Origin of the sequence: Mucilaginibacter sp. OK283 (assembly GCF_900110415.1) — a bacterium.
Classification (GTDB): Bacteria; Bacteroidota; Bacteroidia; order Sphingobacteriales; family Sphingobacteriaceae; genus Mucilaginibacter.
Genome location: NZ_FODR01000006.1, coordinates 13,686 through 36,983 on the forward strand (window position 1 = coordinate 13,686; position 23,298 = coordinate 36,983).

Annotated in this window: 18 protein-coding genes; 4 read left to right on the forward strand and 14 right to left on the reverse strand. The window is 43.0% G+C overall.

Annotated features, from left to right (window positions below):
• Positions 1-290: 290 nt before the first annotated feature.
• Both BMX56_RS15095 and BMX56_RS15100 read right to left on the reverse strand, forming a co-directional pair.
• Positions 291-644: a hypothetical protein gene (locus BMX56_RS15095; protein ID WP_090649590.1), complete on the reverse strand. Its 354-nt coding sequence runs from the start codon at positions 642-644 to the stop codon at positions 291-293.
• A 250-nt stretch (positions 645-894) separates the two neighbouring features.
• A complete protein-coding gene (locus tag BMX56_RS15100) occupies positions 895-1,329 on the reverse strand; it encodes a hypothetical protein (RefSeq protein WP_090649594.1) in 435 nt (144 codons plus the stop codon).
• A gap of 289 nt (positions 1,330-1,618) precedes the next feature.
• Here BMX56_RS15100 and BMX56_RS15105 point away from each other — a divergent pair, with 289 nt between their 5' ends.
• Positions 1,619-3,631, forward strand: a complete 2,013-nt coding sequence (locus BMX56_RS15105; protein WP_090649596.1) for a glycoside hydrolase family 127 protein — start codon at positions 1,619-1,621, stop codon at positions 3,629-3,631.
• A 282-nt stretch (positions 3,632-3,913) separates the two neighbouring features.
• Complete coding sequence (locus tag BMX56_RS15110; protein ID WP_177183831.1) at positions 3,914-6,142, forward strand: putative Ig domain-containing protein; 2,229 nt, start codon at positions 3,914-3,916, stop codon at positions 6,140-6,142.
• Positions 6,143-6,242: 100 nt separating this feature from the next.
• Here the strand turns inward: BMX56_RS15110 and BMX56_RS15115 are convergent, their stop codons facing one another.
• The 9 genes from BMX56_RS15115 to BMX56_RS15155 all read right to left on the reverse strand — a co-directional run bounded on the left by BMX56_RS15115 (position 6,243) and on the right by BMX56_RS15155 (position 18,371).
• Positions 6,243-7,148: a hypothetical protein gene (locus BMX56_RS15115; protein ID WP_090649600.1), complete on the reverse strand. Its 906-nt coding sequence runs from the start codon at positions 7,146-7,148 to the stop codon at positions 6,243-6,245.
• 151 nt (positions 7,149-7,299) lie between these two features.
• Complete coding sequence (locus BMX56_RS15120; RefSeq protein ID WP_090649603.1) at positions 7,300-8,133, reverse strand: sterol desaturase family protein; 834 nt, start codon at positions 8,131-8,133, stop codon at positions 7,300-7,302.
• A 197-nt stretch (positions 8,134-8,330) separates the two neighbouring features.
• Positions 8,331-9,341 carry a fatty acid desaturase gene (locus tag BMX56_RS15125; protein ID WP_090649605.1) on the reverse strand — a complete coding sequence of 337 codons (1,011 nt, stop codon included), beginning with the start codon at positions 9,339-9,341 and terminating at the stop codon, positions 8,331-8,333.
• A 119-nt stretch (positions 9,342-9,460) separates the two neighbouring features.
• Complete coding sequence (locus BMX56_RS15130; protein WP_090649608.1) at positions 9,461-10,462, reverse strand: YncE family protein; 1,002 nt, start codon at positions 10,460-10,462, stop codon at positions 9,461-9,463.
• A 471-nt stretch (positions 10,463-10,933) separates the two neighbouring features.
• Positions 10,934-14,026 carry an efflux RND transporter permease subunit gene (locus BMX56_RS15135; RefSeq protein ID WP_090649611.1) on the reverse strand — a complete coding sequence of 1,031 codons (3,093 nt, stop codon included), beginning with the start codon at positions 14,024-14,026 and terminating at the stop codon, positions 10,934-10,936.
• Positions 14,027-14,204: 178 nt separating this feature from the next.
• Positions 14,205-15,131, reverse strand: a complete 927-nt coding sequence (locus tag BMX56_RS15140) for an efflux RND transporter periplasmic adaptor subunit (protein WP_090649614.1) — start codon at positions 15,129-15,131, stop codon at positions 14,205-14,207.
• A gap of 1 nt (position 15,132) precedes the next feature.
• Positions 15,133-16,368, reverse strand: a complete 1,236-nt coding sequence (locus BMX56_RS15145; protein ID WP_090649616.1) for a TolC family protein — start codon at positions 16,366-16,368, stop codon at positions 15,133-15,135.
• Between the two features lie 81 nt (positions 16,369-16,449).
• A complete protein-coding gene (locus BMX56_RS15150) occupies positions 16,450-17,697 on the reverse strand; it encodes a sensor histidine kinase (RefSeq protein WP_090649619.1) in 1,248 nt (415 codons plus the stop codon).
• Complete coding sequence (locus BMX56_RS15155) at positions 17,694-18,371, reverse strand: response regulator transcription factor (protein WP_090649621.1); 678 nt, start codon at positions 18,369-18,371, stop codon at positions 17,694-17,696. The genes BMX56_RS15150 and BMX56_RS15155 overlap by 4 nt, the downstream gene beginning before the upstream one ends.
• A 208-nt stretch (positions 18,372-18,579) precedes the next feature.
• Here BMX56_RS15155 and BMX56_RS15160 point away from each other — a divergent pair, with 208 nt between their 5' ends.
• Positions 18,580-18,993: an EamA family transporter gene (locus tag BMX56_RS15160; protein WP_090649624.1), complete on the forward strand. Its 414-nt coding sequence runs from the start codon at positions 18,580-18,582 to the stop codon at positions 18,991-18,993.
• Between the two features lie 8 nt (positions 18,994-19,001).
• Here BMX56_RS15160 and BMX56_RS15165 read toward each other — a convergent pair whose 3' ends face one another.
• From BMX56_RS15165 to BMX56_RS15175, 3 genes are read right to left on the reverse strand one after another with little or no spacing between them, the layout of a single operon-like run.
• On the reverse strand, positions 19,002-19,925 hold the full coding sequence (locus BMX56_RS15165; RefSeq protein ID WP_090649627.1) for a HipA domain-containing protein: 924 nt from the start codon (positions 19,923-19,925) through the stop codon (positions 19,002-19,004).
• A 3-nt stretch (positions 19,926-19,928) separates the two neighbouring features.
• Positions 19,929-20,252, reverse strand: coding sequence for a HipA N-terminal domain-containing protein (locus BMX56_RS15170; protein ID WP_090649629.1), 324 nt, complete (start codon positions 20,250-20,252; stop codon positions 19,929-19,931).
• Positions 20,245-20,448 carry a helix-turn-helix transcriptional regulator gene (locus BMX56_RS15175; protein WP_090649632.1) on the reverse strand — a complete coding sequence of 68 codons (204 nt, stop codon included), beginning with the start codon at positions 20,446-20,448 and terminating at the stop codon, positions 20,245-20,247. The genes BMX56_RS15170 and BMX56_RS15175 overlap by 8 nt, the downstream gene beginning before the upstream one ends.
• A 264-nt stretch (positions 20,449-20,712) precedes the next feature.
• Between BMX56_RS15175 and BMX56_RS15180 the strand changes: the two genes are divergently transcribed.
• On the forward strand, positions 20,713-23,184 hold the full coding sequence (locus BMX56_RS15180) for a TonB-dependent receptor domain-containing protein (protein ID WP_177183832.1): 2,472 nt from the start codon (positions 20,713-20,715) through the stop codon (positions 23,182-23,184).
• Positions 23,185-23,298 lie beyond the last annotated feature (114 nt).

The window sequence follows — 23,298 nt, forward strand, 5'->3', positions numbered from 1 at the left end:
TGATGTGTTTCTACCTATGATGTGTTTGAGGTTGCAAAAATATTAGGTTTTGAACGCCGGTCACGACTCACCCCGGCTACGCTACGCTGGCCGACCCTCCTGGTGCGCCGCAAAGAGGGTTGAGCAAATGAAAATAATATTTTAACCCCTCTATGCGACGCAGTCGGAGAGGGGCAGACTGGCGTAGCCTCGTCGGGGTGAGTCGTAGCTGCCATGCGATATTCGTCAGTCTCCTCCCGAATTTAGCCGAATTGTATAACTTATAACGTCGCCCGCAACATAATTTAACGCTACTTCCTTTTCAGTGTAGTATGCACTTTAACCCCATTAGCCGCAATGTCCACGCCGATAGAATCGCCATAAAATTTGCCGCTGTGTGGTATTTCGATATCGCCAAGGGTAACCGTGAATGTGAATTTATCTCCGCTAATTTTACCGTCGTCAACGGGTAGTTCGCCTTTAGGGGTTTGTACGGTGCCGGTTAGTTTATCACCATCAATTTTAAAATGATAGGTTAAGGGATATTGGTCGCCATTCTCCATGGTTAAAATTCCGCCCCAGCTTCCGCTAAAATCGGCAATGGCAGCTAAACAGGCTAAAAAGCAGCAGCACAGCAATACAGTTGTTAAGAATTTTCTTTTCATAACGTGTTGTTTTTCTGTAGCTAAAAGTACTGTTGCTATTAAAATTTATCATAAACAATAGGTTAAGTTTTAATGTATATGGAGAGGGGGGGCGCAAGGTTAACATTCAAATGTAGAGACGCATAATTGCGTCTCCCACATGCAAATCGGTATTGCAAATCTTGAATGCCCTGTAATAGAGGTAATATTTATCGCTGAAAAATAAACGTAAGGCAGATTCCATCCGCCTCACGCAAAAAAATAAATAAGCCTACTCAAATTTATCTGCTATTACAAAGATTTTCATTCCCGGCTTTTCCTCGGCTTCAAACGTAAGCGTAACTTTGCCTGCTACGCCGGTGATAGTTATGGTTGCTGTTCTGTCATGACCATTGTCATCACTGAGTTTCGCTTTTATAACCGTTTTGCCGTCTTTAAAAGGCGTTTTCCAGTCGCAGGTTTTTGAACTGATTGGGCCCGACATCTTGTGATCGTCGCCACCGGGAACAATGGTTACATCTGTTTTAGTAATGGTAATAACCGTGTTTTCATCCCTGCTGTCAGTGTTGCCCTGGTCATCAACCTTACTTGTTTTTGATGATGTTAAGGTTACGGTTTGGTCGCACTGCGCAAAAACTGTTGTGCTGCCGGCTACCAGCAAAAAGATGATAATAACCGCTTTTTTTAAATCGAATGCTGTTTTCATATACTGATGATTAAGTTTAAAATAAAGGTAAGTGTTTTATATAGTATTATGTAATACAAAGTACTGTATAGAATATAAATAACTGATTATAAATGATATAAATTATTGTTTCATTGATTTATCGCTTGAAGTCGATTTTACGGACGTGAGTTGTTGCTTATAGTATCAATATAGCAGCGGGTAATTTTCTGCTAATAACAGTTAAAATTAATTAGTGTGAAAACAACAATTAATGTACATTTGAAATGTAGTATCTTTATATTGTTATTGCCAATTATATTAACCCGTTATGCGTAAAAACATCTGTTTATTATTAGCTGTATGCTGCGGCTTTTCGGCCTTTGCACAAAAACAGCAGGATTATCCTATTCAGCCGGTTCCGTTTACCAGTGTAAAACTGGCCGATCATTTCTGGAATTCGCGGATTGAAACTAACCGCACGGCCACTATTCCGGCATCGTTTACCCGTTGCGAAAGTACCGGCAGGGTAAAAAATTTCCAGATGGCCGCGGCCCGTTCGGGCAAATTTTGTACTACGTACCCCTTTGATGATACCGATATTTATAAAACCATTGAAGGCGCATCATATTCGTTAGCCGTACACCCTGATAAGCAGCTGGATCATTACCTCGATTCGATGATCACCATAGTAGGCAAGGCGCAGGAACCCGATGGCTACCTATACACCGCCCGCACTATCGATCCGATACATCCGCAAGCCTGGGCCGGCCCCGAGCGCTGGGTGAATGAGCAGAATATGAGTCACGAGCTTTACAATGCCGGCCATATGTACGAAGCCGCCGCCGCCCATTTTCTGGCTACCGGCAAACGTAATTTCTTAAATATCGCCCTTAAAAACGCCGATTTGCTGGTACGTACTTTTGGCCCCGGTAAACGCACGGTTGCGCCTGGCCATGAAATTGTTGAGATGGGCCTGGTACGCCTGTACCGTATCAGCGGCAAAAAGGAATACCTTGACCTGGCCAAATTTTTTATTGATGCCCGCGGCCACAAGGAATACAACAAAAAAAGCAAAAATCCATTCGAAAACGGTGTTTACTGGCAGGATGATACCCCCGTTACCAACCAGGAGGAGGCCGAAGGCCATGCTGTACGGGCAATGTACCTGTATTCGGGCATGACAGATGTTGCAGCCCTCACCGGCGATAAAGAGTATATCGCCGCTATTGACAAGATCTGGGATAACATGGTGAGCAAAAAGATATACGTACAGGGCAGTATAGGCGCCGTGGGCGATGGCGAACGTTTTGGCGGCAACTACGAGCTGCCAAACACAACCGCCTACAACGAAACCTGCGCGGCTATAGGCAATGTTTTCTGGAACCAAAGGATGTTTTTATTGCATGGCGATTCAAAATATATCGACCTGTTGGAGAAAACTCTGTATAACGGCTTAATATCGGGTGTTGGGCTCGATGGTAAATCTTTCTTTTATACCAATGCTATGCAAATCCGCGATAGCTTTACGCACCCGGATATTGAGCGTGAACGCTCGGGCTGGTTTACCTGCTCCTGCTGCCCAACCAATATCGTACGGTTAATTCCGTCTATCCCCGGTTACATGTATGCTCAAAATGGCAAGGATGTGTATGTAAACCTGTTTATCAGCGGATCGGCAAATTTAAAGGTTGCCGAAAAGGGGCTTAAAATTACCCAGCAAAATAATTACCCCTGGGATGGCGGTTTGGTATTCAACATCGATCCGGCATCGGCGATGGACATGAACCTCAGGATCCGTATTCCAGGCTGGGCACAGGACAAAGCTATCCCATCCGATTTATACAGCTACGAGAAACCATCGGCACAAAAAATAGAAATAAAAGTAAACGGTAAAGCCGTTGATTACCAAATGGAACATGGCTACGCGGTGATCAGTAAAAAATGGAAAAAGAACGATAAGGTAGAGCTTACCTTGCCCATGGATGTGCAGCGTGTAATAGCTAACGAAAAACTGGCCGACGATAATGGCAAAATCGCCATCCAACGCGGCCCTATCATGTATTGCGCCGAGTGGAAAGATAATGCCGGCAAGCCAAGCAGTTTTATTATCTCTAAAGACGTTGTTTTTACCCCAACCTATAATGCTGATTTGCTAAATGGCGTAATGACGTTAAAGGCCGATGTAAAGAGTGTTAATGTTGATGAAGCTAATCAGAATGTGAGCACCGTTACCAGTACGCTAACCGCTATTCCGTATTATTCATGGGCAAACCGCGGCAAAGGCGAGATGACCGTTTGGTTTCCTGAACAGGTGAAGTATGTGGATTTGTTGAGTAAGTAAAAGCCGGGCCCCCTCTAAATCTCCCCCGGTAGGGGAGACTTTTGGGTTGCTACGTATATACTTTTGTTTGAACCGACGGCATATCTGGAAGATTGATTTTTAGAGCCCTCCCTATCGGAGAGGGTTGGGTGGGGCTGCTTAATAAATGTTACATATACATTTCTATTTTCTGGAAATCTTTATACCTTTAAAAAGTATTAAAAAACCAGTAAACCATTCTGAACCAATTGCAAGCCGCCTTAATTTATGGCGACTTTTAGTGGTATCATTAAAACATTAATTATGATAAGAAAAATTTTTACCATGTTATTCCTTGCGACGGGTTTCCTGACAGTTTCGGCGCAGGAGGTTTCCATTAGCAAAGGCTGGAAATTTACAGTCGGCGATTCGGCCCAGTGGGCGTCGCCAACTTATAACGACCAGCACTGGCAGGTTGCCAATCTTAACGACAACTGGGAACGCCAGGGCCACCCCAATTATGATGGCTTCGGCTGGTATCGTACCAAAGTGGTTATTCCCTCGTCATTAAAAGATAAATCGTATCTGAAAGACAGCCTCCGCTTAAATTTAGGTACTGTTGATGATAATGATGAGGTTTACCTTAACGGTAAACTGGTAGCCAAATATGGCGGTTACGGCGGTACTATAAAAGATGGCCATTATGGCGGCCGCTCATATACAATAGCAGCAAACAATCCCGCTATTTTGTGGGATAAAGAAAACGTGCTGGCAGTGCGTATATTTGATACCGGCGGCGATGGCGGTTTGGTAACCAGCGGCTACGGCAGCACATTTAACATCACCATGGCCGATGTAATGGACCATGTGGCTGTAAATACCGAGGCCGATTTTGTTTACGGCGACAACAACAGCCTTAGCAAAAGTGTTAAACTACACACCACAAATGCTTACCAATACAGCGGCACCCTTGCATTTAAAGTAACCGACCCGGAAAACGGTACCGTGCTTTACGAAAAAACAAATCCGGCCAATTTTACCGGTGGCAAGCCGTTTACCTACTCGTTTTCGATAGCGCGCCTGGCAAAAAGATCATATACTATCAGCTACACTTTTACCGATACCAAATCAGGAAAATCGATAGTACAGACAGAAACTACGCCATATATTTTAACGCCTTACCCAACGGCTAAGGTGAAAATTAATGGTGCCGATGTATTTGGCGCCCGGCCGGGTCACCCATTTCTTTACCTGATACCTGCTACAGGTAAAAGGCCATTATTGTACAAGGTTGCAGGGCTTCCAGAAGGTTTAAAGGTAGATGCCGCAACCGGGGTTATCAGTGGTTCGGTAGCGCAAAAGGGTAACTACCCGGTAACTTTTACGGTAAGCAATAGCCTTGGTGCTAAAACAAAACAATTTACCATTAGCATTGGCGATAATATTGGCTTAACCCCTGCTTTAGGCTGGAACAGCTGGAACGCCTGGGGCCTGAGTGTTAACGACGAAAAGGTACGCATATCTGCCAAAGCCATGATTGATAAACTGAGCGCGCACGGTTGGGCTTATATTAATATTGATGATGGATGGGAAGCGGAAAACCGCGCTGCTGATGGCAAAATTGTAGCCAATAGCAAATTCCCCGATATGAAAGGTCTTACCGATTTTGTACATGGTTTAGGCTTGCGCATGGGTATTTATTCTTCGCCGGGCCCGCGTACCTGCGGTGGGTTTTTAGGCAGCTGGCAGCATGAAGACCAGGATGCCCAAACCTACGCCGACTGGGGTATCGACTATTTAAAATACGATTGGTGCTCATACTCGGATATTGCACCCAAACCCGACCTTGATGGACTGAAAAAGCCTTACCAGGTAATGCAGGCCGCATTAGGTAAAGTAAACCGCGATATCATGTATAGCCTTTGCCAGTACGGCTGGGGCAATGTATGGGAGTGGGGTGCCGATGTAAACGGCAATAGCTGGCGCACAACAGGCGATATCCAGGATACCTGGCAAAGTATGTCAACCATCGGCTTTAACCAGGGACAGGCAGCGCCACATGCCCAGCCCGGCCATTTTAACGATCCGGATATGCTGGTTGTTGGCAAAGTAGGATGGGGCCCAAGCCTGCATAACACCAGGCTTACGTTTGATGAGCAGTATACACATATCAGCTTGTGGAGCCTGTTGGCATCGCCTCTGTTAATTGGTTGCGATATGGGGCACCTGGATGCCTTTACGTTAAGCCTGCTTACCAACGATGAAGTGCTGGCAATTGACCAGGACGCATTAGGTAAAGGCGCAAGCCAATATATCAAAAAAGATGATTACCAGGTTTGGGTAAAAGAGTTAAAAGATGGCGGCAAGGCAATCGGCCTGTTCAATACATCCGATAAATACCAAAACATAAGCCTTGATAAAGCCGATCCTGCTATAGCAGGTTATACCAAATTCAGGGATGCCTGGCAGCAAAAGTATATTGTGGTTACCGGCAATGCCTTAACCGCTAAAGTTGCACCACATGGTGTGTTGTTGTTGAGGGTAGAAAAATAGCCCGGGAGCAACGTTTGCTGCCGGCAATTTAATAGAAAATGCCTGTGAAGTTTTATATTTCACGGGCATTTTTTATTTGGTGCTTTAACTCGCTATCGATTTATTTTTCCGGGCTATCGTAATAGTAAATGGGCGAAAATACGCCCTCGCTTGTAGTATAGTATCCTTTGCCATCGGGTGTAAAACCTATGGCTTCACCTTGTTTTTCAATAGTGTAAGGCAGCTCCCTTGGTTTCCTGGCCATGGCATCCCATACATGCTCATTCGGCCGGCGTTGCCAATAGTAAACCTTTTCATAGCTTTTTAAAAGGATCTGTTGCCCGTCTTTAGAGATATCTCCGGCCGTAATCCATTTAAATGGCTTAAAGCCGGGGAAAAACAGTTTGGTATGCCTGGTTAGGGTAAGGGTATCATTGGCTTTATAACTTAATGGCGATGTATAAACCGCTACGGTGTCGCCACGCTTGGTTACAATATATAAAAGCTTTTCAAGCGGGTCAATCATTAAGGTTTCAGCATCTTTCGGGCCATCCGGATACTTTAAATTAACGGCTACGGGTACGGCATGTGCTGTAGTATCCTGTGCCCATAAAGCGTTTTCCAAAAAACGGTAAACTGTAATCACCTTCCGGTTTTGCGCGTTATCGCCAATATCGCCGAGGTAAACATAGCTTTTGCCTTTTTGCGGACCAGGGCCAACGGCAATATCCTCGCAGTCCTGAACACCTAAATGTTTATTCTTGTCGCCTTTAAAGTAAATGGTGGCCTTTAATTTGCCCTCGGGGGTTATCGAAAAGAAACGGCTGGTATCACCGCTGTCATTATGTACATAATATACATCGGGGTTGATAGATGAAGCCGCTATTCCCGATGTTTCGTCCATTAGCTTGTTGCTCAACGTGCCGCTTATTGGTTTTTTATCCAATAAACGGTGCTTGGCATATGCGCCTAAAAATAGCAGCATTACAAAGGGTATCAGGATCTGTAATTTCTTTCTTCGGCTCATGTTAATGTTGCAAATAATAACGCAAATAAATCATATTAGTATGAAGTTCGCATTAGTTAAATGCAATTTTTAACAAAATATGCAAAAATAAGGCCAAAAAGGATGCTGCCTTGATGTACCATTTGCTCCCAAATGGGAAGTATCCTACAATTTACACTTTTTTACGCCTTTGGGGATGATCGAATTTTTGAAACGGAAGTTTTAATACATTTAAAAATCTACCATTCAGATTTTCGTCCATGTGGGTGTCAATGCCAAAAATGATATCTTTCCTATCCACATTGGTATAGGTGCCAAACAGTCTGTCCCAAATGCTTAACACATCACCATAGTTACAGTCGGTGTAAGGCAGTTGGTAGTGGTGGTGTACGTGATGCAGGTTGGGGGTAATAAATACCAGGCCGATAATTTTGTTGAGCCTTGAAGGTAGCTGGAACTCGGTATGGGCAACAATATTTGAAAACGACTGGAAGGTTTGTCTTAATATCAAAACGCTGATGGCTGGTCCACAAATAAATACCCAAAGCATTAAAAAGCAGGTGCGGATGCACGTTTCACAAGGATGTTCCCTGATGGTGGTAGATACATCCACCTTCAGATCGCTGTGGTGCACCAGGTGAAATTTCCACAACGGCTCTATCTTATGCATGATAACATGGTAAACATATTCGCAAAAATCCATCATCATAAACATCACGACGTAATATACCCAGGGATTGGTGTGAAAAGGGATAAAATTGATAAGCCCCCAATGGTGGGCTGTAGCCCAGCCGGATATTAAAACTACAAACGTGGTTAATACCAGTTGGATAGGCAGGGCAGTAAATATGAATAAGGTGTTGACCGAGGTGTGTTTCCATTTGATCTTTATTCCGTCAAAAGAGGCCAGCATTTCGGCAAACCACAGACCCGTAATTACACAGGCGTATAAAAGTACTTGCGTAAGGTCTTCGTGCTGAGAAAAAAATAAGCTCAGTTTGTGCATAGTCAAATTAAAATAGAGATTTAAAGATAATAACTTTGTTACAATTACCTTAATCCTATGTTAATTCTTCATTAAATATTCATTTTTCTGTCAAAAAAAATGAGCATAATTTCGATTGGTTTTAGCTTGTAAGCAATTAGCAGCCAGTAGAGTGTGATAAAACAAGAAAGGGCATTGATGAAATGCCCTTTCTTGTTTTAGTGTTCTTTTACCATTTCCATTTCCACATCGGGCTTGGATACATCGGTGAGTGCAACCCGGCCGCGGTCCTTACGCAGGATGCGGTTAAAAAGGGAAATTTCTCTGTCAAAAAGAAACCGGAAAAATAGTTTGGTCCATGAGGTATGATAATACAGCGTATCATAAAATTCAGGAGCGGTTTTCTTGATCTCTGGTAATTTATTCCAGGGGATAGAAGGAAAATCGTGGTGCTCGTTATGGAAGCCTACATTGAAAGCCACCGCGTTGAAATTACCATAATAGCTGTAAGTTTCCTGCTCCACACTGTGGGTAAGGTAATGTTCCTGTATCCAGCGTGCGCCAAGCGGGTGCAGGCCTACCGAGAAGGAAAAGCTAAGCAGTAAAAACGCTACTGAATGCCAGCCCATAAAGTAAGCAATAGCGGTGGTAAAAATAACCTGCAACAAAAAGTTGGTAATTATCCAGCCATCAATAGGATGTATCTCTCTTAAGCGTGATAGACGGAAAAGCTGGAATACCGGGAAAAACAATAACCAAAGCGCTTTGCCAAAAAACGAATTGCTGATGAGTTTTGCTTCCCATTTGTTTGGCAAATCGGCATCCAGTTCATGCACACCCTGAAAAGAGTGGTGCTTGATATGGTATTTTTCGAACGAGATTGCGCTTGGCAATATTTGCGGCAAATTGGCAAACATAGAAGCCCAACGATTGGCGTTACGGTTTTTAAACAGCAATTGGTGGGTACATTCGTGAATCATCACAAACAATGCATGATCGGCAAAGGCGCCCAACAGGTAGGCTGCACCAAATACCCACCACCATGATTGATCGCGCAGAAACCAGGCTAAAACTACCTGGAACACTACCAAACCAATAATGGCAAATATGGTATTGGGATTTTTACCTATCAGCTTACGCAATTGCGGAAACTGCTTTAAAATTTTTTTTGTACGGATACGATGTGGTTCAGACTCGGAAGAATAAACAAAATCAGTTCTTTTAATCATATAATATGTAAACGTTAAATATAGGAATAACGTTTTAAAAATATCATTTTGCAGTCAAAATAAAAGTTAGATACTTAAAATTCACAAACATTTCATGATTTTTTTATATAAAAATAAGCTTACTGTAGCTTGTAAACCAGTACTTTAAAGGTGCCGGGCAGTGCTTTGCGTGTGCCTGGCTCAAATTCGGCCACGCTTAAATAAATTTTGTGAGTTTTGGCGTCAAGCGCCAAAGTTTTAGCACGCACCGCAGTTTTTAACGTTTGAATAACGCTATAATCGTCTGCCGATTTTTGTTTGATAATGGTGGTTGTGCCATCACCATTGGAGCAAAATATAAGCTTGGTTTCAGCATCATAAGCCACAGCATCAACGCCTGCGCCAATTGGTATGGTGGCAGTTACTTTACCCGTGTTGATATCAACAACACTCATCCCCTTATTTTCGCGGCAAACAGTAAATACCCGCTGGTTGGCAGCATCTAAAGCAAGGCCGGTAGGGCCGCCACATGGCGTCAAGGGGTAGTTTTTAATTACCTTTAGGGTTTTACTGTCAATAACGTTCAGGCTGTTTTTATCTTCCAGGTTATTATATATTTTGCCTTTGCCATCGGGTACTGCAAATTCCGGGCCTCCGCCCAGGGCCACTGTACCAACCTGTTTTAAAGTTTTCGGGTCGATAACCGACGAGTTATTGCTTTCACCATTAAAGCTGAAAATTCGGTCCGAAAAAGCATCATACATAATAGCATCCGGCCCTTTAGCATCGGTAAGTGGGATAGTAGTGATTGTTTTCAGGGTTTTAATATCGAAAGCAACCACCGCGTTGGCCTTGCCATCGGTAATAAAGCCGCGGTTTAGTTTATTTACTATGGCAATACCGTGTATGCCTTTCATGTTATCAATGGAGCCCACTTCTTTATCGGTTGCCATGTCAATAACGTTTACCTGGGTGCCATGCGATACATATAAACGGTTGTTTACTTTATCAATGGCCAGGTAATCGTACCCGCCATCGCCGGTCAGTGCGATGGTTTTATCAGCCACGTAGGTTTGGGCTTTTAGGCTAAACGGTGCTAAACCGATTATTGCTGCGACAAAAGTTAAAATTTGTTTTTTCATTTTGATAGATCTGAATTTGCAATGAAATTACTTTGCGAATCTGTAGAAATATTGTGGATTTGTAAGGGTTTTGGTAGTTTGTTTTTTGAATAGGGGATGCATTATATTGACTTTATACGGTCGAAACTTGGGTGTTGATGGGGATGGATAAATGTCATTTTTGAGCAGTGTGGATTTTGAAATTATGAAAGAAAATGGCGGATATCGCATGGCGGGGAAGACTCACCCGCCGGCGCTACGCACGGCACCCTCTCTTCACCTGCGTTGTAAAGCGGGGCTTGGACGGTGAATATTATAATTGAAAAGCAACAAACCATGCAATGAATTTCGAGCCCCACGATACACCTGCGGTGAGGGGCTTGAATGTTGGATATCAGAGTATTGTTAAAAAAATCAAGTAATAAAATTTCAAGCCCCTCTTTCCGGCGAAGCCGAAGAGAGGCTGGCGGGCGTAGCCTCGCCGGGTGAGTATTAGCCGGCGTTTACAACTAAATGCGCCTCATGATCCCCCGCCGGCGATACAAAGCCATTACGGTATAAAATACGCAGCATGGCAGGCAGTACAATTAATAATAACGGCAACGCAGCCAAAAAGCCGCCTATTACAGCAATGGCCAAAGGCTGGTGCAGTTGTGCCCCAGCTCCAATGCCCAACGCTAAAGGCATTAAGGCGATAATTGCGCCTAAAGCAGTCATCAGTTTGGGGCGTAACCTGGTACTTATGGCATAGGTTACAGCATAATCAATTGGGTTATCAAGTGCGCATTGTTTAAACTGAAGGAAGGTGAAAATGGCGTTTTCGCCAATGATGCCCACTATCATAATCAGGCCTGTGTAGCTGCCTACATTTAGCGGGGTGCCTGTTAAATATAAGGCTAAAAAGCTGCCGCCAATACCTAAAACGCCCAAAACCAAAATAAGCAATGCAATCCTGAACTGTTTAAACAGGAACAGGATTACCGCGAAAACCAATAAGCTGGCCACTATTAATATGATAAGCAATTCTTTAAACGATTGCTGTTGCTCGGCATAAGCGCCGCCATATTCAACATGGTAGCCTTGCGGCAGGCTTACGTTTTGTGCGATGGCTTTTTTTATGGCCGGTATAGCCGTACCTAAGTCGGTGCTATCCAGGCGGGCGGTTACAATATTTAAATTTTGCAGGTTTTCGCGATTTATTTCGGCATCGCCCGGTTTTAGGTTCACCTGCGCCAATTCGCTGATGGGTACCAGCCTGCCGTTCGGTAAAAATATGTTCAGGTTGTTTATCCCCGTAACGGTTAAAGCCCGGTTGCCGGGATAAACCATGCGGATAGGGGATAGCTGTTCCCGCTCAAGCAGGGTGCCTATTACATTGCCCTCCAACGCGGTTTGCGTTTGCAGCTGCAAACTTGCAGCAGTTATATTATACTGCGCCAGTGTTCCGTAATGAGGGTCGATACTTACCGATGGGCCGGCTATAACTATGCCCGGCAATACATCGGCAGTTCCTTTTACTTTTTCAACCTGGGCGGCAATTTGTTTCGACAGGATGTTCAGCCTTTTAGGGTCATCGCCAAAAAGCTTAATTTCTATAGGCTCGGCACTGGTGGTCAGGTCGCCCAGCATATCGGTTATTACCTGGCCAAATTCAACTACCAGGGCAGGCTGTGTTTGGGCAATTTTATTACGCAACTCGCCAATCACCTCTTCGGTTGTTTTATCGCGCGTTTTCTTTAGCTGAATGAGGTAATCGCCGCGGTTTGGCTCGGTAATAAAAAAGCCCATTTGGGTGCCTGTTCTGCGCGAATAGGTGGCAACCTCGGGTTGCTTAATGATGATTTTTTCTATTTCGCGCAGCATCCGGTCTGTTTCCTCCAATGACGTTCCGGGCGGCGAGTTATAGTCAAGCACAATACTGCCCTCGTCCATATCAGGTAAAAAACCGGTTGCCAACTGTGAAGGCACCAACACAATAATCCCGGCTAAGGCAATCATAATAATGAGGGCTACATACGGGCGAAGAATAAGAAAACTAACCCAGCGTTGCTGTTTTACAGGGTGGGGCTGTTCCTGTTTTGCTTTCGCGATGTTCTTAAATTTAGGTTTAGGCGTAAGCAGCAGATATATTACCGGCAAGCCGATCCAGGTTACAAAAAACGAACATACCAGCGTAATGATCATGGTATCGGTAAGTACTTTAAAATAAGCGCCCGCTACTCCACTCATCAGCACAAACGGAATAAAAATAACAATGGTGCTGATAGATGACCCCAGCATAGCCGGGAACAAATAATCAATCGCCCTTTGTACAAGGTGCCTACTCAGCTCATCCGAATACTCTTCATGCGTGCGGTGAATTTGTTCAACCACTACAATGGCATCGTCAATAATTAACCCCAACGAGGCAGCAATAGCGCCTAACGTCATGATATTAAAGGTATAACCCAGGCCATAAAGCACCAGCAAGGTTAATCCCAAGGTTACCGGAATGGTAATTAATATGGTAGCACTTGCCTTTAACGATCGTAGAAAAATAACAGCCACAATAATAGCAAGCAGTAAACCTATCCATAAGCTGTCGCTCACGCTTTTTACCGAATCGTTTACAAAATCGGCCTGTACATAGTAGGGTTTTATGGTTACGCCGCCGGGTAGTATTTTTTGTAATGCCTGTATTTTATCGGCCATATCGTTTGATACCGATATCAGGTTGGCATTTGGTTGTTTAATAACGGCTATCAATACACCATCATGGCCATTGGCATTAATGCGGGTGTATTCAATGCCTTCGTTTATGTTAATGGTTGAAAAATCCTTTAGCCTGAGTACCCTTTTGCGGTTATTGCTGATCACCAGGTTTTCAAGCTGATCTTTGGTGTTAATGGTGGCATCGGTAACGGTGAGGTACAGCATCTTATAATCGGAGAGGTAACCGCCCGATTTAACAAAATTTGTTGTGGCCAGCGTACTGCTGATGATATCGGGCGTAATGCCGAGTGAGCTCATTTTGCGCTGATCGAGCGTAAGCCAATACTCCTTTAATTTGCCGCCGATAACCCTGATCTCGGATACGCCATCAACCTGCGATAAAAATGGTTTTACGGTGTAGGTGGCTATCTGCCTGAGCTCGATAGGCGATTTGGTATGGCTCTCCAGCGTATACCCGCTCACCGGTAGGATAGAAGGGTTCATCTTCTCAACCGAAATATTAACGTCGGGTGGTAAATCGTTCTTGATCTGATCGATGCTTGATTGGATGCGCTGCTGGCTCAGGTCGATATCCGCGCTCCAGTTAAACAGGGCCGATATTTCGCAGCTGCCCCGGCTGGTTGTACTGCGCACCAATTGCAGATCGGGCACTTGTTTAATGGCATTTTCCAGCGGCCTGGTAACCGTAACCATCATTTTGTTTACCGGTTGCAGGCCCTGGTCGGCAATGATCTTGATTTTGGGGAATGTAATTTCCGGGAAAAGCGAGGTTTGCAGCCTGGAATAGGCAAACAAGCCCCCCATAATAAAGATGAACAGTACCAGGCCCAAAGGCTTGCGGTGCGATATAAAAAAGTTTTTACCGGCGCTCATGAGTGTTTGGTTAGATTAGACATGGCGGTTAGACTCACCCCGACCAGGCTCCGCCGGTCGACCCTCTCTCCAACTTCGTTGCAAAGAGGGTAATAGAAAAATTCCGGTTTTAACCCCTCTATGCGCGAAGCGGAGAGAGGGGTGACGAGCGTAGCGATGTCGGGGTGAGTCGTCTTCATTATTGCACAATTTTAACTTTGGCCGTATCGGTTAACCCGTAATTGCCCGTTACCACAATTTGATCCTTTGCCGAAAATTTGGGCGTTAATATTTCAACCCTGTCGCCGGTTTCTATCCCCTTGGTTATCGGGGTTTTAACAGCAGTTGTTGGGTTAATAAGTTTCATCACCCAAAAATCCGTCTGCGTTTCGTTGGTTAATATGGCCGATTTAGGCAGCGATGAGGTATTTGATCGTAATGACCGAATGATCCTGGCCTTGGCCACTAAATTTTCGGGTATGGGGTTTGCGCTGTTTACTTTGATAACCATGCCCTGTGTTTGCGACAGGGTATCGACTGATGGCATTTCAGATGCTACCTGCCCATCCAGCTTGTCGCCGCCGGGCAAAATTAGTTGTATACCCTGGCCAATTTTAACATACCGGCGCATTTCATAAGGTAGCTGCATCACAAAAGCAAAGCTCGATCGGTCGCTGATGATGGCCAGCTGTTCGCCGTCTTGCACGTAATCACCTTTTTGGTGGGCCAATTGGGTAATGTACCCGCTGCCCGGTGCTTTGATGCGGTTAACACCCGAAAACTTAAAAGTAGTATCTAATATATTAATGCTGTTGCCAATGCTTTGGGCTTCTTTGGTTTTAATGGTAAAAACGGTTGATCCTTTAGCAACGTAATGGCCCAGTTGGGTATTAACACCTTCAATATACCCGTTGGCATTTGCCTTTACCACATTTTTTTGCAGGAATATAGATGTAGCGCTCACATCAAAATAATCAACCATCGAGCTATCGGTAACGGTAGTTACTGTAACAGGGGTTTGCGATGCCACGGCTGCGTCTTCGCCGTCGGCGGGCTTATCGGCACCCTTGCATGAAAACAGCAGGAGCGGCAGGCAGGCAAATAGGTATATATGTTTAAATTTCATATTATCGGTTCCAGTAGTTTAGCTGGTTAATAAGCTGCAGATTGGTAATGTTGGTTTGCGTTTTTAAGTTTTTGATAATCAGGTAATTGTTGATGGCCAATATCAGATCGGCAATGCGTAAATCGCCGGTTTGCATGAGCTTGGTATCAACCTTTATCAGGCTTTCAGAGAATTTCATTTGCTCATCAATATCGGCCAATAATTTTTGGTTGCCATCAATTTGTTGATTTAGCTGCGCAATTTGCTGGCGGTATTGTACATCAAAAAAGGCCTTATAAGTACGGCGGGTATCCTCTTCAAGGGATAGTTTACGGTATTGCAGCTTACGCTGGCCACCATCATATATTGGCAGGCTAAAACTAAAGCCAACACTTACCCCCCAGTTTTTATAGGGCTGCGATGCAAAATCGGAGTTGTAGCCACCATCGGCCAGTAAATTGATTTTGGGCTTGTAAGTAAAATCGACCAAAGTTTTGCTGTTTACCAGTTTCAGGCTATCTAATTTATACTGACTAAAAAATATACTGTTGCTAATATCGGCCTTTATCATTTTATGCAGGCCGGGTTCCTGCAGTTCGGCATAACTGGTATCGGCCACGCCGGTTAAATAGTTAAGTGTGGCAAAATCGTTTTTATACAACATGCGCGATTGCTGTAAAGCCAGTTGCTGCTGTTTTAAAGTGACTAAAAAAGTAAGATAATCGCTTTGGTGGTAAACGTTGGTGCGGGTGAGTTTTTTTAGCAGCGTTTCTTCCTGGTTAAGCAGATCAATAACTTCCTGGTTAAATTTTACTTGCTGCAAATCGCCATAAGTGGTAATGTATTGCGCGGTAATGGCTTTTTTTAAGTCCTGCTCAGATATTTTGGCACTGTTACTTACCGATTGCGAAAGCAAGGTGATAGCCGCAAGCTGGGCTGCTATATTTTTTTTGCTATCTAAAGATTGGTTTACGCCCATTAGGGCATTTAAAGTATGCTCGTTGGTTATAGCGCCTGCATAGCCAAAGCCCCCAATCACGGGCGAATAATTACCGGCGCTGGTAGCATTTACCTGTGGCTTATACTGGGCGCGGATACGCAAGCTATCTAACTGGTTGTTGGCAACCTGGTTGCGGAGGTCTTTAAGCAGGGGGCTGTTATTTTGGGCAAGCTCTAAATAATGATCAAGCGTGTATGTTTGAGCGCTTGTAGCAGTATAGGTAATTGTAAATAATAGAAGGCCGAAAAACCACTTCATTAACTGATGGATAAGTTCAATTTAAACATAGCTAAAGTATAGCATAAATCTGTAAAAATTTAGGATGGCAAAATATCAAATTTAAAAAACGATGATGAAGATATGGTGAGGGTTTTGGTATTGATAGCCAAGTTCAAAGCCGAGGCTTTGGCAAATTTGTTTGCTGATGGTAAGCCCAAGTCCGCTACCATCAGAATGGGATGACTTATGAAAACGGGTAAATATTTTATCCTCGTCCAGCGGATCATCGGTGCCGGTATTTTTAATGGTTAAAGCTTCTGCAGTCAGATTAATTATAATTTCACCACCTGTATGATTGTGCCGGACGGCATTAATGATCAGGTTACTTAGCAAAATTTCAATAAGATACCTGCTTCCCGAAATTTCTTTGTCCTGCAAAAGGGCGGTTACCGTGATTTGTTTATCCGCAAAAATATCTTCCAGCTGTATAAGCAGTTCATCAATTAAGTGTTTCAGGTTGATGTTTTGCTGATCTGTAAGCAAGCGGTTTTCTATTTTTACCAACAGTAATAACGATTGATTAAGGCGGCTCAACCGGGCCACTGCGCTGTAAAGGTCGTTAAGCAATTTACTTTGCCTGTCGTTAAAGTTTTCGGATTGTATTAAGGTATCTAATTTGGAATTGATGACTGCTATTGGAGTAAGCAATTCGTGCGATGCATTTTCGGTAAATGTTTTAAGCTCCTTATAATCATGCTTTGCCCTAATGGTCATGGCGGTGGCTGCCTGGTTTAAATCGGCAAATTCATCAATACGGGTTTCGGTTTGGGTAATTTCTTTGTTATCGGTGATGTTAAATAGCTTCATCTCCTTTAAAATAGCATGAAACGGCTGCCAAAGGCGGTTTAATATTAGCCTGTTGGCAACAAGCAATACCAATAATAAAAATAAAATCAATCCAAAAGTGATGGTGAAAATAATCCGGATCAAATCTTCGGTTTCTACCTTCGATTCAACAATGAGGATTTTATAGTATTTACCATCAACGGTAATTGAGCTGATAAGACCCCGGCCAGCCTCAAATTCGTCTTTATCTTTTTTGTACAAGGTATCGATAAATTCTCGCGTGACCGAATTAGGGGTCGCCTGGGTAAAGCTTATTTGCTGATCTTTGGAGTCAAAAACCTGGGGGAGATGTTTGTTGAGTTTTACGTAATCAAAAACCTCATCTTCCTCAACTTTAAGCGCTTTATCATTTTGATCGATTAATATCCAACTGATGGCTTTGTAGTAAATAATGCCGGTTATCAACATTACTATTATAGTAGTAATAATGTTTACCCGGTTATATAAGGTAAGCAATTTCATTGCCCGGCAAATTTATAGCCCATACCATAAGCCGCCTGGATATAATCGTTGGCGCCGGCTTCTACCAGCTTTTTGCGGATGTTTTTAATGTGCGAGTAAATGAAATCGAAATTGTCTGCTAAATCGATGCCATCGCCCCAAAGGTGCTCGGCTATGGCATTTTTTGATACTACCTTGCCTTTGTTGGCAATAAAATAAATAAGCAAAGCAAACTCTTTACGGGTAAATTTAAGGGGCTTATCATGCACGCTCACCGTTTTTGCCTGCAAATCGATGCTGATTTCGTTAAAAACAAGCAGGTTACTGCCGTTATACATTTTACGCCTGATAATGGCCGATACCCTTGCCTTAAGCTCCGACAAGTGAAAGGGTTTTACCAGGTAATCATCTGCGCCCAGATCCAGGCCCTGCAAGCGGTCGTCAAGAGAGTTTTTGGCCGATATAATAAGTACACCGTCGGTATGGTTATGGTCTTTTAACCGTTTAAGTATATTAATACCATTGCCACCGGGCAGGGTAATATCAAGCAAAATGCAATCGTAGGTATACATTTCTATTTTAGAAATGGCCGCAGGGTAGGTAGCAGCGGTTTCGCATATATTACCGGCTTCGGTAAAGTACTCTTCAATACTCTCGCGCAGGCCTTCTTCGTCTTCAATGATCAGTAGCTTCATGATGTTTTAAGTTGTGCGTTATGTTATACGTTGTACGTTTTAAGTTGTACGTTGTCGTATTAATTATAATATATAATGCAACTATGTAAAGTTAGCAGCCCAATTTGTATACATTTTGGATTTGACCAGATTTACTACAGCTTTGTCAAGCAAATTAGCCTATTAATTGTTGATAATTTACAAAACGTACAACTTAAAACCCAAAACTATGTGGTGGATTTACGCTCTACTATCGGCATTATTTGCCGCACTAACTGCAATATTTGCCAAAATAGGCATTAAAGGGGTAGATACCGACCTGGCAACCGCTATCCGTACAGTGGTTATTTTGGTACTGGCCTGGGCCATTGTGTTGTTTAAAGGCAGCAACCAGGGTATAAATAGCTTATCCAAAACCAACTGGACGTTCCTCATTCTGTCTGGCTGTGCTACCGGCCTGTCGTGGATTTGCTATTTCAGGGCTTTACAATTGGGTAAGGTATCGCAAGTAGCGCCAGTTGATAAACTAAGTGTTGCACTGGCCATTGTATTGGCAGTGGTGTTTTTAGGCGAGCCGTTGACGTTGAAGAACGGGATAGGTGCCTTATTGATTATAGCGGGGACTTTGGTGCTGATATTTTGAGCGGTGGGTTATGTTAGTATTTTTTGTTTATCCGCCCAAATCCTTTTGTATCGATCCTTTTCCGCATCTCCTAAAAATGATGCGTCAATCACGTTAGCAACCTTTTCGTTCATTAAGGAAAATTTGGCCATACTATTTCGCAAGGCCTTTTCAGGAATCAGGAGACTTTTGCCTAATATTTCAAAATCCTTAATAGTAATCTTTCTTTTTTTTGCATTCAATGTTAGGGCAAGTTCCTCATCATCCGCAGGGTTTAAAAGGTTAACGTTTAGCAAATCGTAAGCAGGACTTAAACAGATACCGGTATTTGTATGCAGCAGCGAAAAGTTTTTAAGATGCATGTCGTTATTGCCCGTCAGGTAGCAGAATAAGACCAATTCAAAATAGTTAAGCGCATCTAAACCGGTATTGGCGCAATACTTTAAAACCAACTTTCCGGCTTTTTCATACGAGCCTTTATATTTGTTTTCAGTGAGGAATTCAGATAACTGGCAAAAATCTTCCACGTGAATTTTTTTTCCTTTAACCCGGTCAAATCTTTTCGCAAGGTAAACCATGTTCCCGTCGGTTGCCCTCAATAGTGTATGGCCACAAACCGGTATTTTAAATAATGATGCAAGGTGCATCGTCAGGTCTTCCGTTTCTGGCATAAACGGATATTGCCCTTGCTGCGGTTTCAGGATGTATTCTCCCCAAAGACCAACTATGGTAAGCCTTGTACTACCATCGCTTTTTTGCAGCGAAACAGAAAGTTTTGGTTGCACTCCTGTTACAGCAATCCTTTTGTTAATGGTTTGTTCGGCCAATTCTTTTATTAACTGGTTGTTTAATTCCAGCACAGGTGGTTTAAGCGTTCCGAAGAACTTTTTTGAACACTTTTCATGGTATCCTGTATCTCCAGCATCTTGATAACAAAACCAGCAATTTGCCATAATTTATTCGTTTTCGGGGATAATGGTTACCGCGCCAATGGTATCCCTGCATGTAAGTAATAATAATTCAAAACGATTATTTCTTTTAACTTTCCAATGGTCGATTGCCAGGTTAAGTAGCCAGCCTTCAGGTATCAGGCCGTCAAAAAAAGCAAATAATACCTTATTTGAATATTTCTCCCGTGATAATGGCAAGGTCAAGCTGATAGGTTTAGCGGCTGCATTGTTTAAATAATTGGTATCATAAGTAAATTCATAGCCCTCGTCAGTTTCAGCTATGAAACCGGCAAGCTTGTCCGCATAATATACCAATCCCCGTTTATTCATCGCCTTTATGTTTTGTTACCACATCTAATTCCGAACCAAATAAGGCCAGTACCTGGTTAACCTTGTCCATTCGTAAGGTAGCTTTTCCTTGCTCCATTTCCCTGATTACCCTTAAACCAACTCCCGCCTTTTTAGCAAGGTCGTCCTGGGTGAGATTAAATATTTTTCGTTTCGATTTTAAAAAATCAGATAACATATTATACCCTTTAGGGTGTAAATATAATCTTTTTTTATTTATTATACCCTATCGGTGCTAATTTAAATATATAATCAAAACTATACCCTATAAGGTATAGTTTTGTATTGTTTTTATCTTCTTTCGTTATCGCTTGCACATGATTCCGGGATTTCATTGTAACAAATTTGAAAGAATTAACCTTATTGTAACAATAACACAACAAATCAGAATTTATCCAATGTTTGTCTTCAAATTCGCACCCAAATGAGCGATTTCAAGATAATGAGGACCCGATATATCTTACTGTTTTTATTTGTATTTTTTGGGATAAGCACCTGGGCACAGGCACCGGCCGGCAAGGGCAAAATAAGCGGCAAAGTTACCGATGCCGCTACTAAACAGGCGGTTGACTATGCTACCATATCAGTTTATAAAGAAGGCGTGACGGCTCCGTTTAATGGTATCAGTACCGATCCGAAAGGCAATTTTACTGTCGACCAGATTCCGCCGGGTGAATATCGGGTCACCGCCGACTTTTTGGGCTATCAGCGTACTACCGTTGATCATGTAATAGTTAAACCCGGCGCTACTACTAACCTGGGCGAGGTGTTGTTATCGCCAAATACACGGCAGTTAAAAGATGTAACGGTAACTGCTACAACCCCTACGGTTCAAAACAAGATTGATAAAATGGTATACAATCCCCAAAACGACCTGAGCGCACAGGGTGGGGTTGCTATAGATATCCTGAAAAAGGTGCCGCAAATTACAGTTGATATTGATGGAAACGTGGAACTGCAGGGTAATGCCAATATCCGGTTTTTAATAAATGGCAAACCGTCCAGCATATTTGGCGCCAGCCTTGCCGATGCTTTGGCCAGCATACCGGCCAGCCAGATCAAAAGTATTGAGGTAGTTACCAGTCCCGGCGCTAAGTACGATGCCGCAGGTACAGGTGGTATTATTAATATTATTTTGAAAGATAGCCGGGTTGAGGGTGTTAACGGCAGCGTTAATTTATCGGCCGGTACCCGCCGCGAAAACGGATCATTTAACCTGAATATGCGTAAGGGCAATTTTGGCGTTAACGCGTTTTTTAGCGGCAATGCGCAAATAAACAGTAACGCCCCAAATACCAATAACCGTACATCTGCAGACGGCCTTGGAAATACCACAACGCTTTTTCAGCAGGGCAGTAACAATTTTAAACGTAATGGTTACCAATCGGGATTAAACTTTACCTGGAACATCAGCAAACACGACGATCTTACCGCATCGGTTGGCTTTAACCATTTTGGTAACCATGGCAACGGCATTACCAACCAGGACGAAAATAAGGTTGACCCGAACGGCATCGGACTTTCTGACATCAAAACCCTGCGTACATCCAGCAGTAAGTTTAGTGGTACATCTACAGATGTAAGCCTGGCCTACAAAAAAACGTTTGAGAAAGAAGGGCAGGAGCTTGATATATTGTATTCATCAAGCTTTGGTAATAATAGTTTTAGTTCATCGCAACTGTTACAGAACTTGCAGGCCGGAACCATACCTACCGGCATTACCAATAATAATCCGGGTAAGGATAAGGAAACCAACATTTCTGTTGACTATACGCACCCTTTGAGCAAAAACTTTACCATTGAAACAGGCGGTAAACTTGATTTTAACCACATTAACAACAATGTAGTTACCGATACCTTGCTAAACGGAGCCAACGTACCCAATTATAATCAAACCTATGGCTTTACCTACGACCGTAAAATTTATGCCTATTATTTATCGTTAACTACTTCAGTGTTTAATAACTTTTTAGATATCAAGGCTGGGTTAAGAGATGAGTACACTGTTACCACGGCCGACTTTAAAGGTACCAATATCCCCAACTACAATATATTAGTACCTTCATTGGTGTTCTCACACAAAATAAGCGAATCGCAATCGGTTAAGTTAAGCTATACCCGCAGGATTGAGCGCCCCGATTATGGCGACCTGAATCCCTTCCTTAACATCAGCGACACCCACAACATCAGCACCGGCGACCCCACCCTGAAACCGGAGCGTGGCGATAACTTTGAATTTGGCTATAACAAATCATTTGATGGCGGTGCAAATATTAATATAGCCGCGTTTTACCGTAAAAATACCGACGACCTACAGCGCTTTACCACTTTTTATGATACTTTACGCATTGATGGCAGTACCTACACCAATGTAGCATTAACAAAACGATATAACATAGGCTCAGAAGAGCGTACCGGTATTAATATATATGCATCCCTGCCAGTTACCAAAGATTTTAACCTGCGGACGAATATGATATTTTCTGAGCGGACAAATAACAACCCCGGCAGCCCAAGCGTATCGGGTTTTGCCTACCGTTTAAATCTTAACGCCCAATACAACTTCGGTCATGATTTAAGTGCAGAATTTTTTGGAAACTATAACTCTTTCCAGAAAAACATTCAGGGCACACAACCTAAATTTGTGTTTTACAACTTTGCCATGCGTAAAATGTTCATGAACAAAAAGGCCAGCATTGGTCTTACTGCATCAAACCCGTTTGCCAAATATGTAAGCCAAAGCTCAACTACTTATGGTACCGGCTTTAACCAAACCAATATCCGGTATGTGCCCGTACAGTCGTTTGGCATAAGCCTGAGCTATAAATTTGGCAAGCTTGAATTTAAGAAAGAGAGAGAGAAAGACGATAACGGCGGCAAACAAGATGATATGCCAGCTGATAAAGGGAAGTAAGCTGAAAGCCTAAGGCTCAAAGCCAAAAGCTTCTTCAAAAAAACGGCCCTTGATTTTAAAAAAATCAAGGGCCGTTTTTTTAGCTTTTAGCTTTTAGCTTTTAGCTTTTAGCTT

What these genes read in the sequence shown, in the direction of transcription:
- BMX56_RS15105 (WP_090649596.1), top strand. Translation starts at nt 1,619, where the DNA reads ATGCGTAAAAACATCTGTTTATTATTAGCTGTATGCTGCGGCTTTTCG.
- BMX56_RS15165 (WP_090649627.1), bottom strand. Translation starts at nt 19,925, where the DNA reads ATGGCAAATTGCTGGTTTTGTTATCAAGATGCTGGAGATACAGGATAC.
- BMX56_RS15180 (WP_177183832.1), top strand. Translation starts at nt 20,713, where the DNA reads ATGAGGACCCGATATATCTTACTGTTTTTATTTGTATTTTTTGGGATA.
- BMX56_RS15170 (WP_090649629.1), bottom strand. Translation starts at nt 20,252, where the DNA reads ATGAATAAACGGGGATTGGTATATTATGCGGACAAGCTTGCCGGTTTC.
- BMX56_RS15120 (WP_090649603.1), bottom strand. Translation starts at nt 8,133, where the DNA reads ATGCACAAACTGAGCTTATTTTTTTCTCAGCACGAAGACCTTACGCAA.
- BMX56_RS15115 (WP_090649600.1), bottom strand. Translation starts at nt 7,148, where the DNA reads ATGAGCCGAAGAAAGAAATTACAGATCCTGATACCCTTTGTAATGCTG.
- BMX56_RS15175 (WP_090649632.1), bottom strand. Translation starts at nt 20,448, where the DNA reads ATGTTATCTGATTTTTTAAAATCGAAACGAAAAATATTTAATCTCACC.
- BMX56_RS15100 (WP_090649594.1), bottom strand. Translation starts at nt 1,329, where the DNA reads ATGAAAACAGCATTCGATTTAAAAAAAGCGGTTATTATCATCTTTTTG.
- BMX56_RS15150 (WP_090649619.1), bottom strand. Translation starts at nt 17,697, where the DNA reads ATGAAATTGCTTACCTTATATAACCGGGTAAACATTATTACTACTATA.
- BMX56_RS15135 (WP_090649611.1), bottom strand. Translation starts at nt 14,026, where the DNA reads ATGAGCGCCGGTAAAAACTTTTTTATATCGCACCGCAAGCCTTTGGGC.
- BMX56_RS15130 (WP_090649608.1), bottom strand. Translation starts at nt 10,462, where the DNA reads ATGAAAAAACAAATTTTAACTTTTGTCGCAGCAATAATCGGTTTAGCA.
- BMX56_RS15110 (WP_177183831.1), top strand. Translation starts at nt 3,914, where the DNA reads ATGATAAGAAAAATTTTTACCATGTTATTCCTTGCGACGGGTTTCCTG.
- BMX56_RS15160 (WP_090649624.1), top strand. Translation starts at nt 18,580, where the DNA reads ATGTGGTGGATTTACGCTCTACTATCGGCATTATTTGCCGCACTAACT.
- BMX56_RS15140 (WP_090649614.1), bottom strand. Translation starts at nt 15,131, where the DNA reads ATGAAATTTAAACATATATACCTATTTGCCTGCCTGCCGCTCCTGCTG.
- BMX56_RS15095 (WP_090649590.1), bottom strand. Translation starts at nt 644, where the DNA reads ATGAAAAGAAAATTCTTAACAACTGTATTGCTGTGCTGCTGCTTTTTA.
- BMX56_RS15125 (WP_090649605.1), bottom strand. Translation starts at nt 9,341, where the DNA reads ATGATTAAAAGAACTGATTTTGTTTATTCTTCCGAGTCTGAACCACAT.
- BMX56_RS15155 (WP_090649621.1), bottom strand. Translation starts at nt 18,371, where the DNA reads ATGAAGCTACTGATCATTGAAGACGAAGAAGGCCTGCGCGAGAGTATT.
- BMX56_RS15145 (WP_090649616.1), bottom strand. Translation starts at nt 16,368, where the DNA reads ATGAAGTGGTTTTTCGGCCTTCTATTATTTACAATTACCTATACTGCT.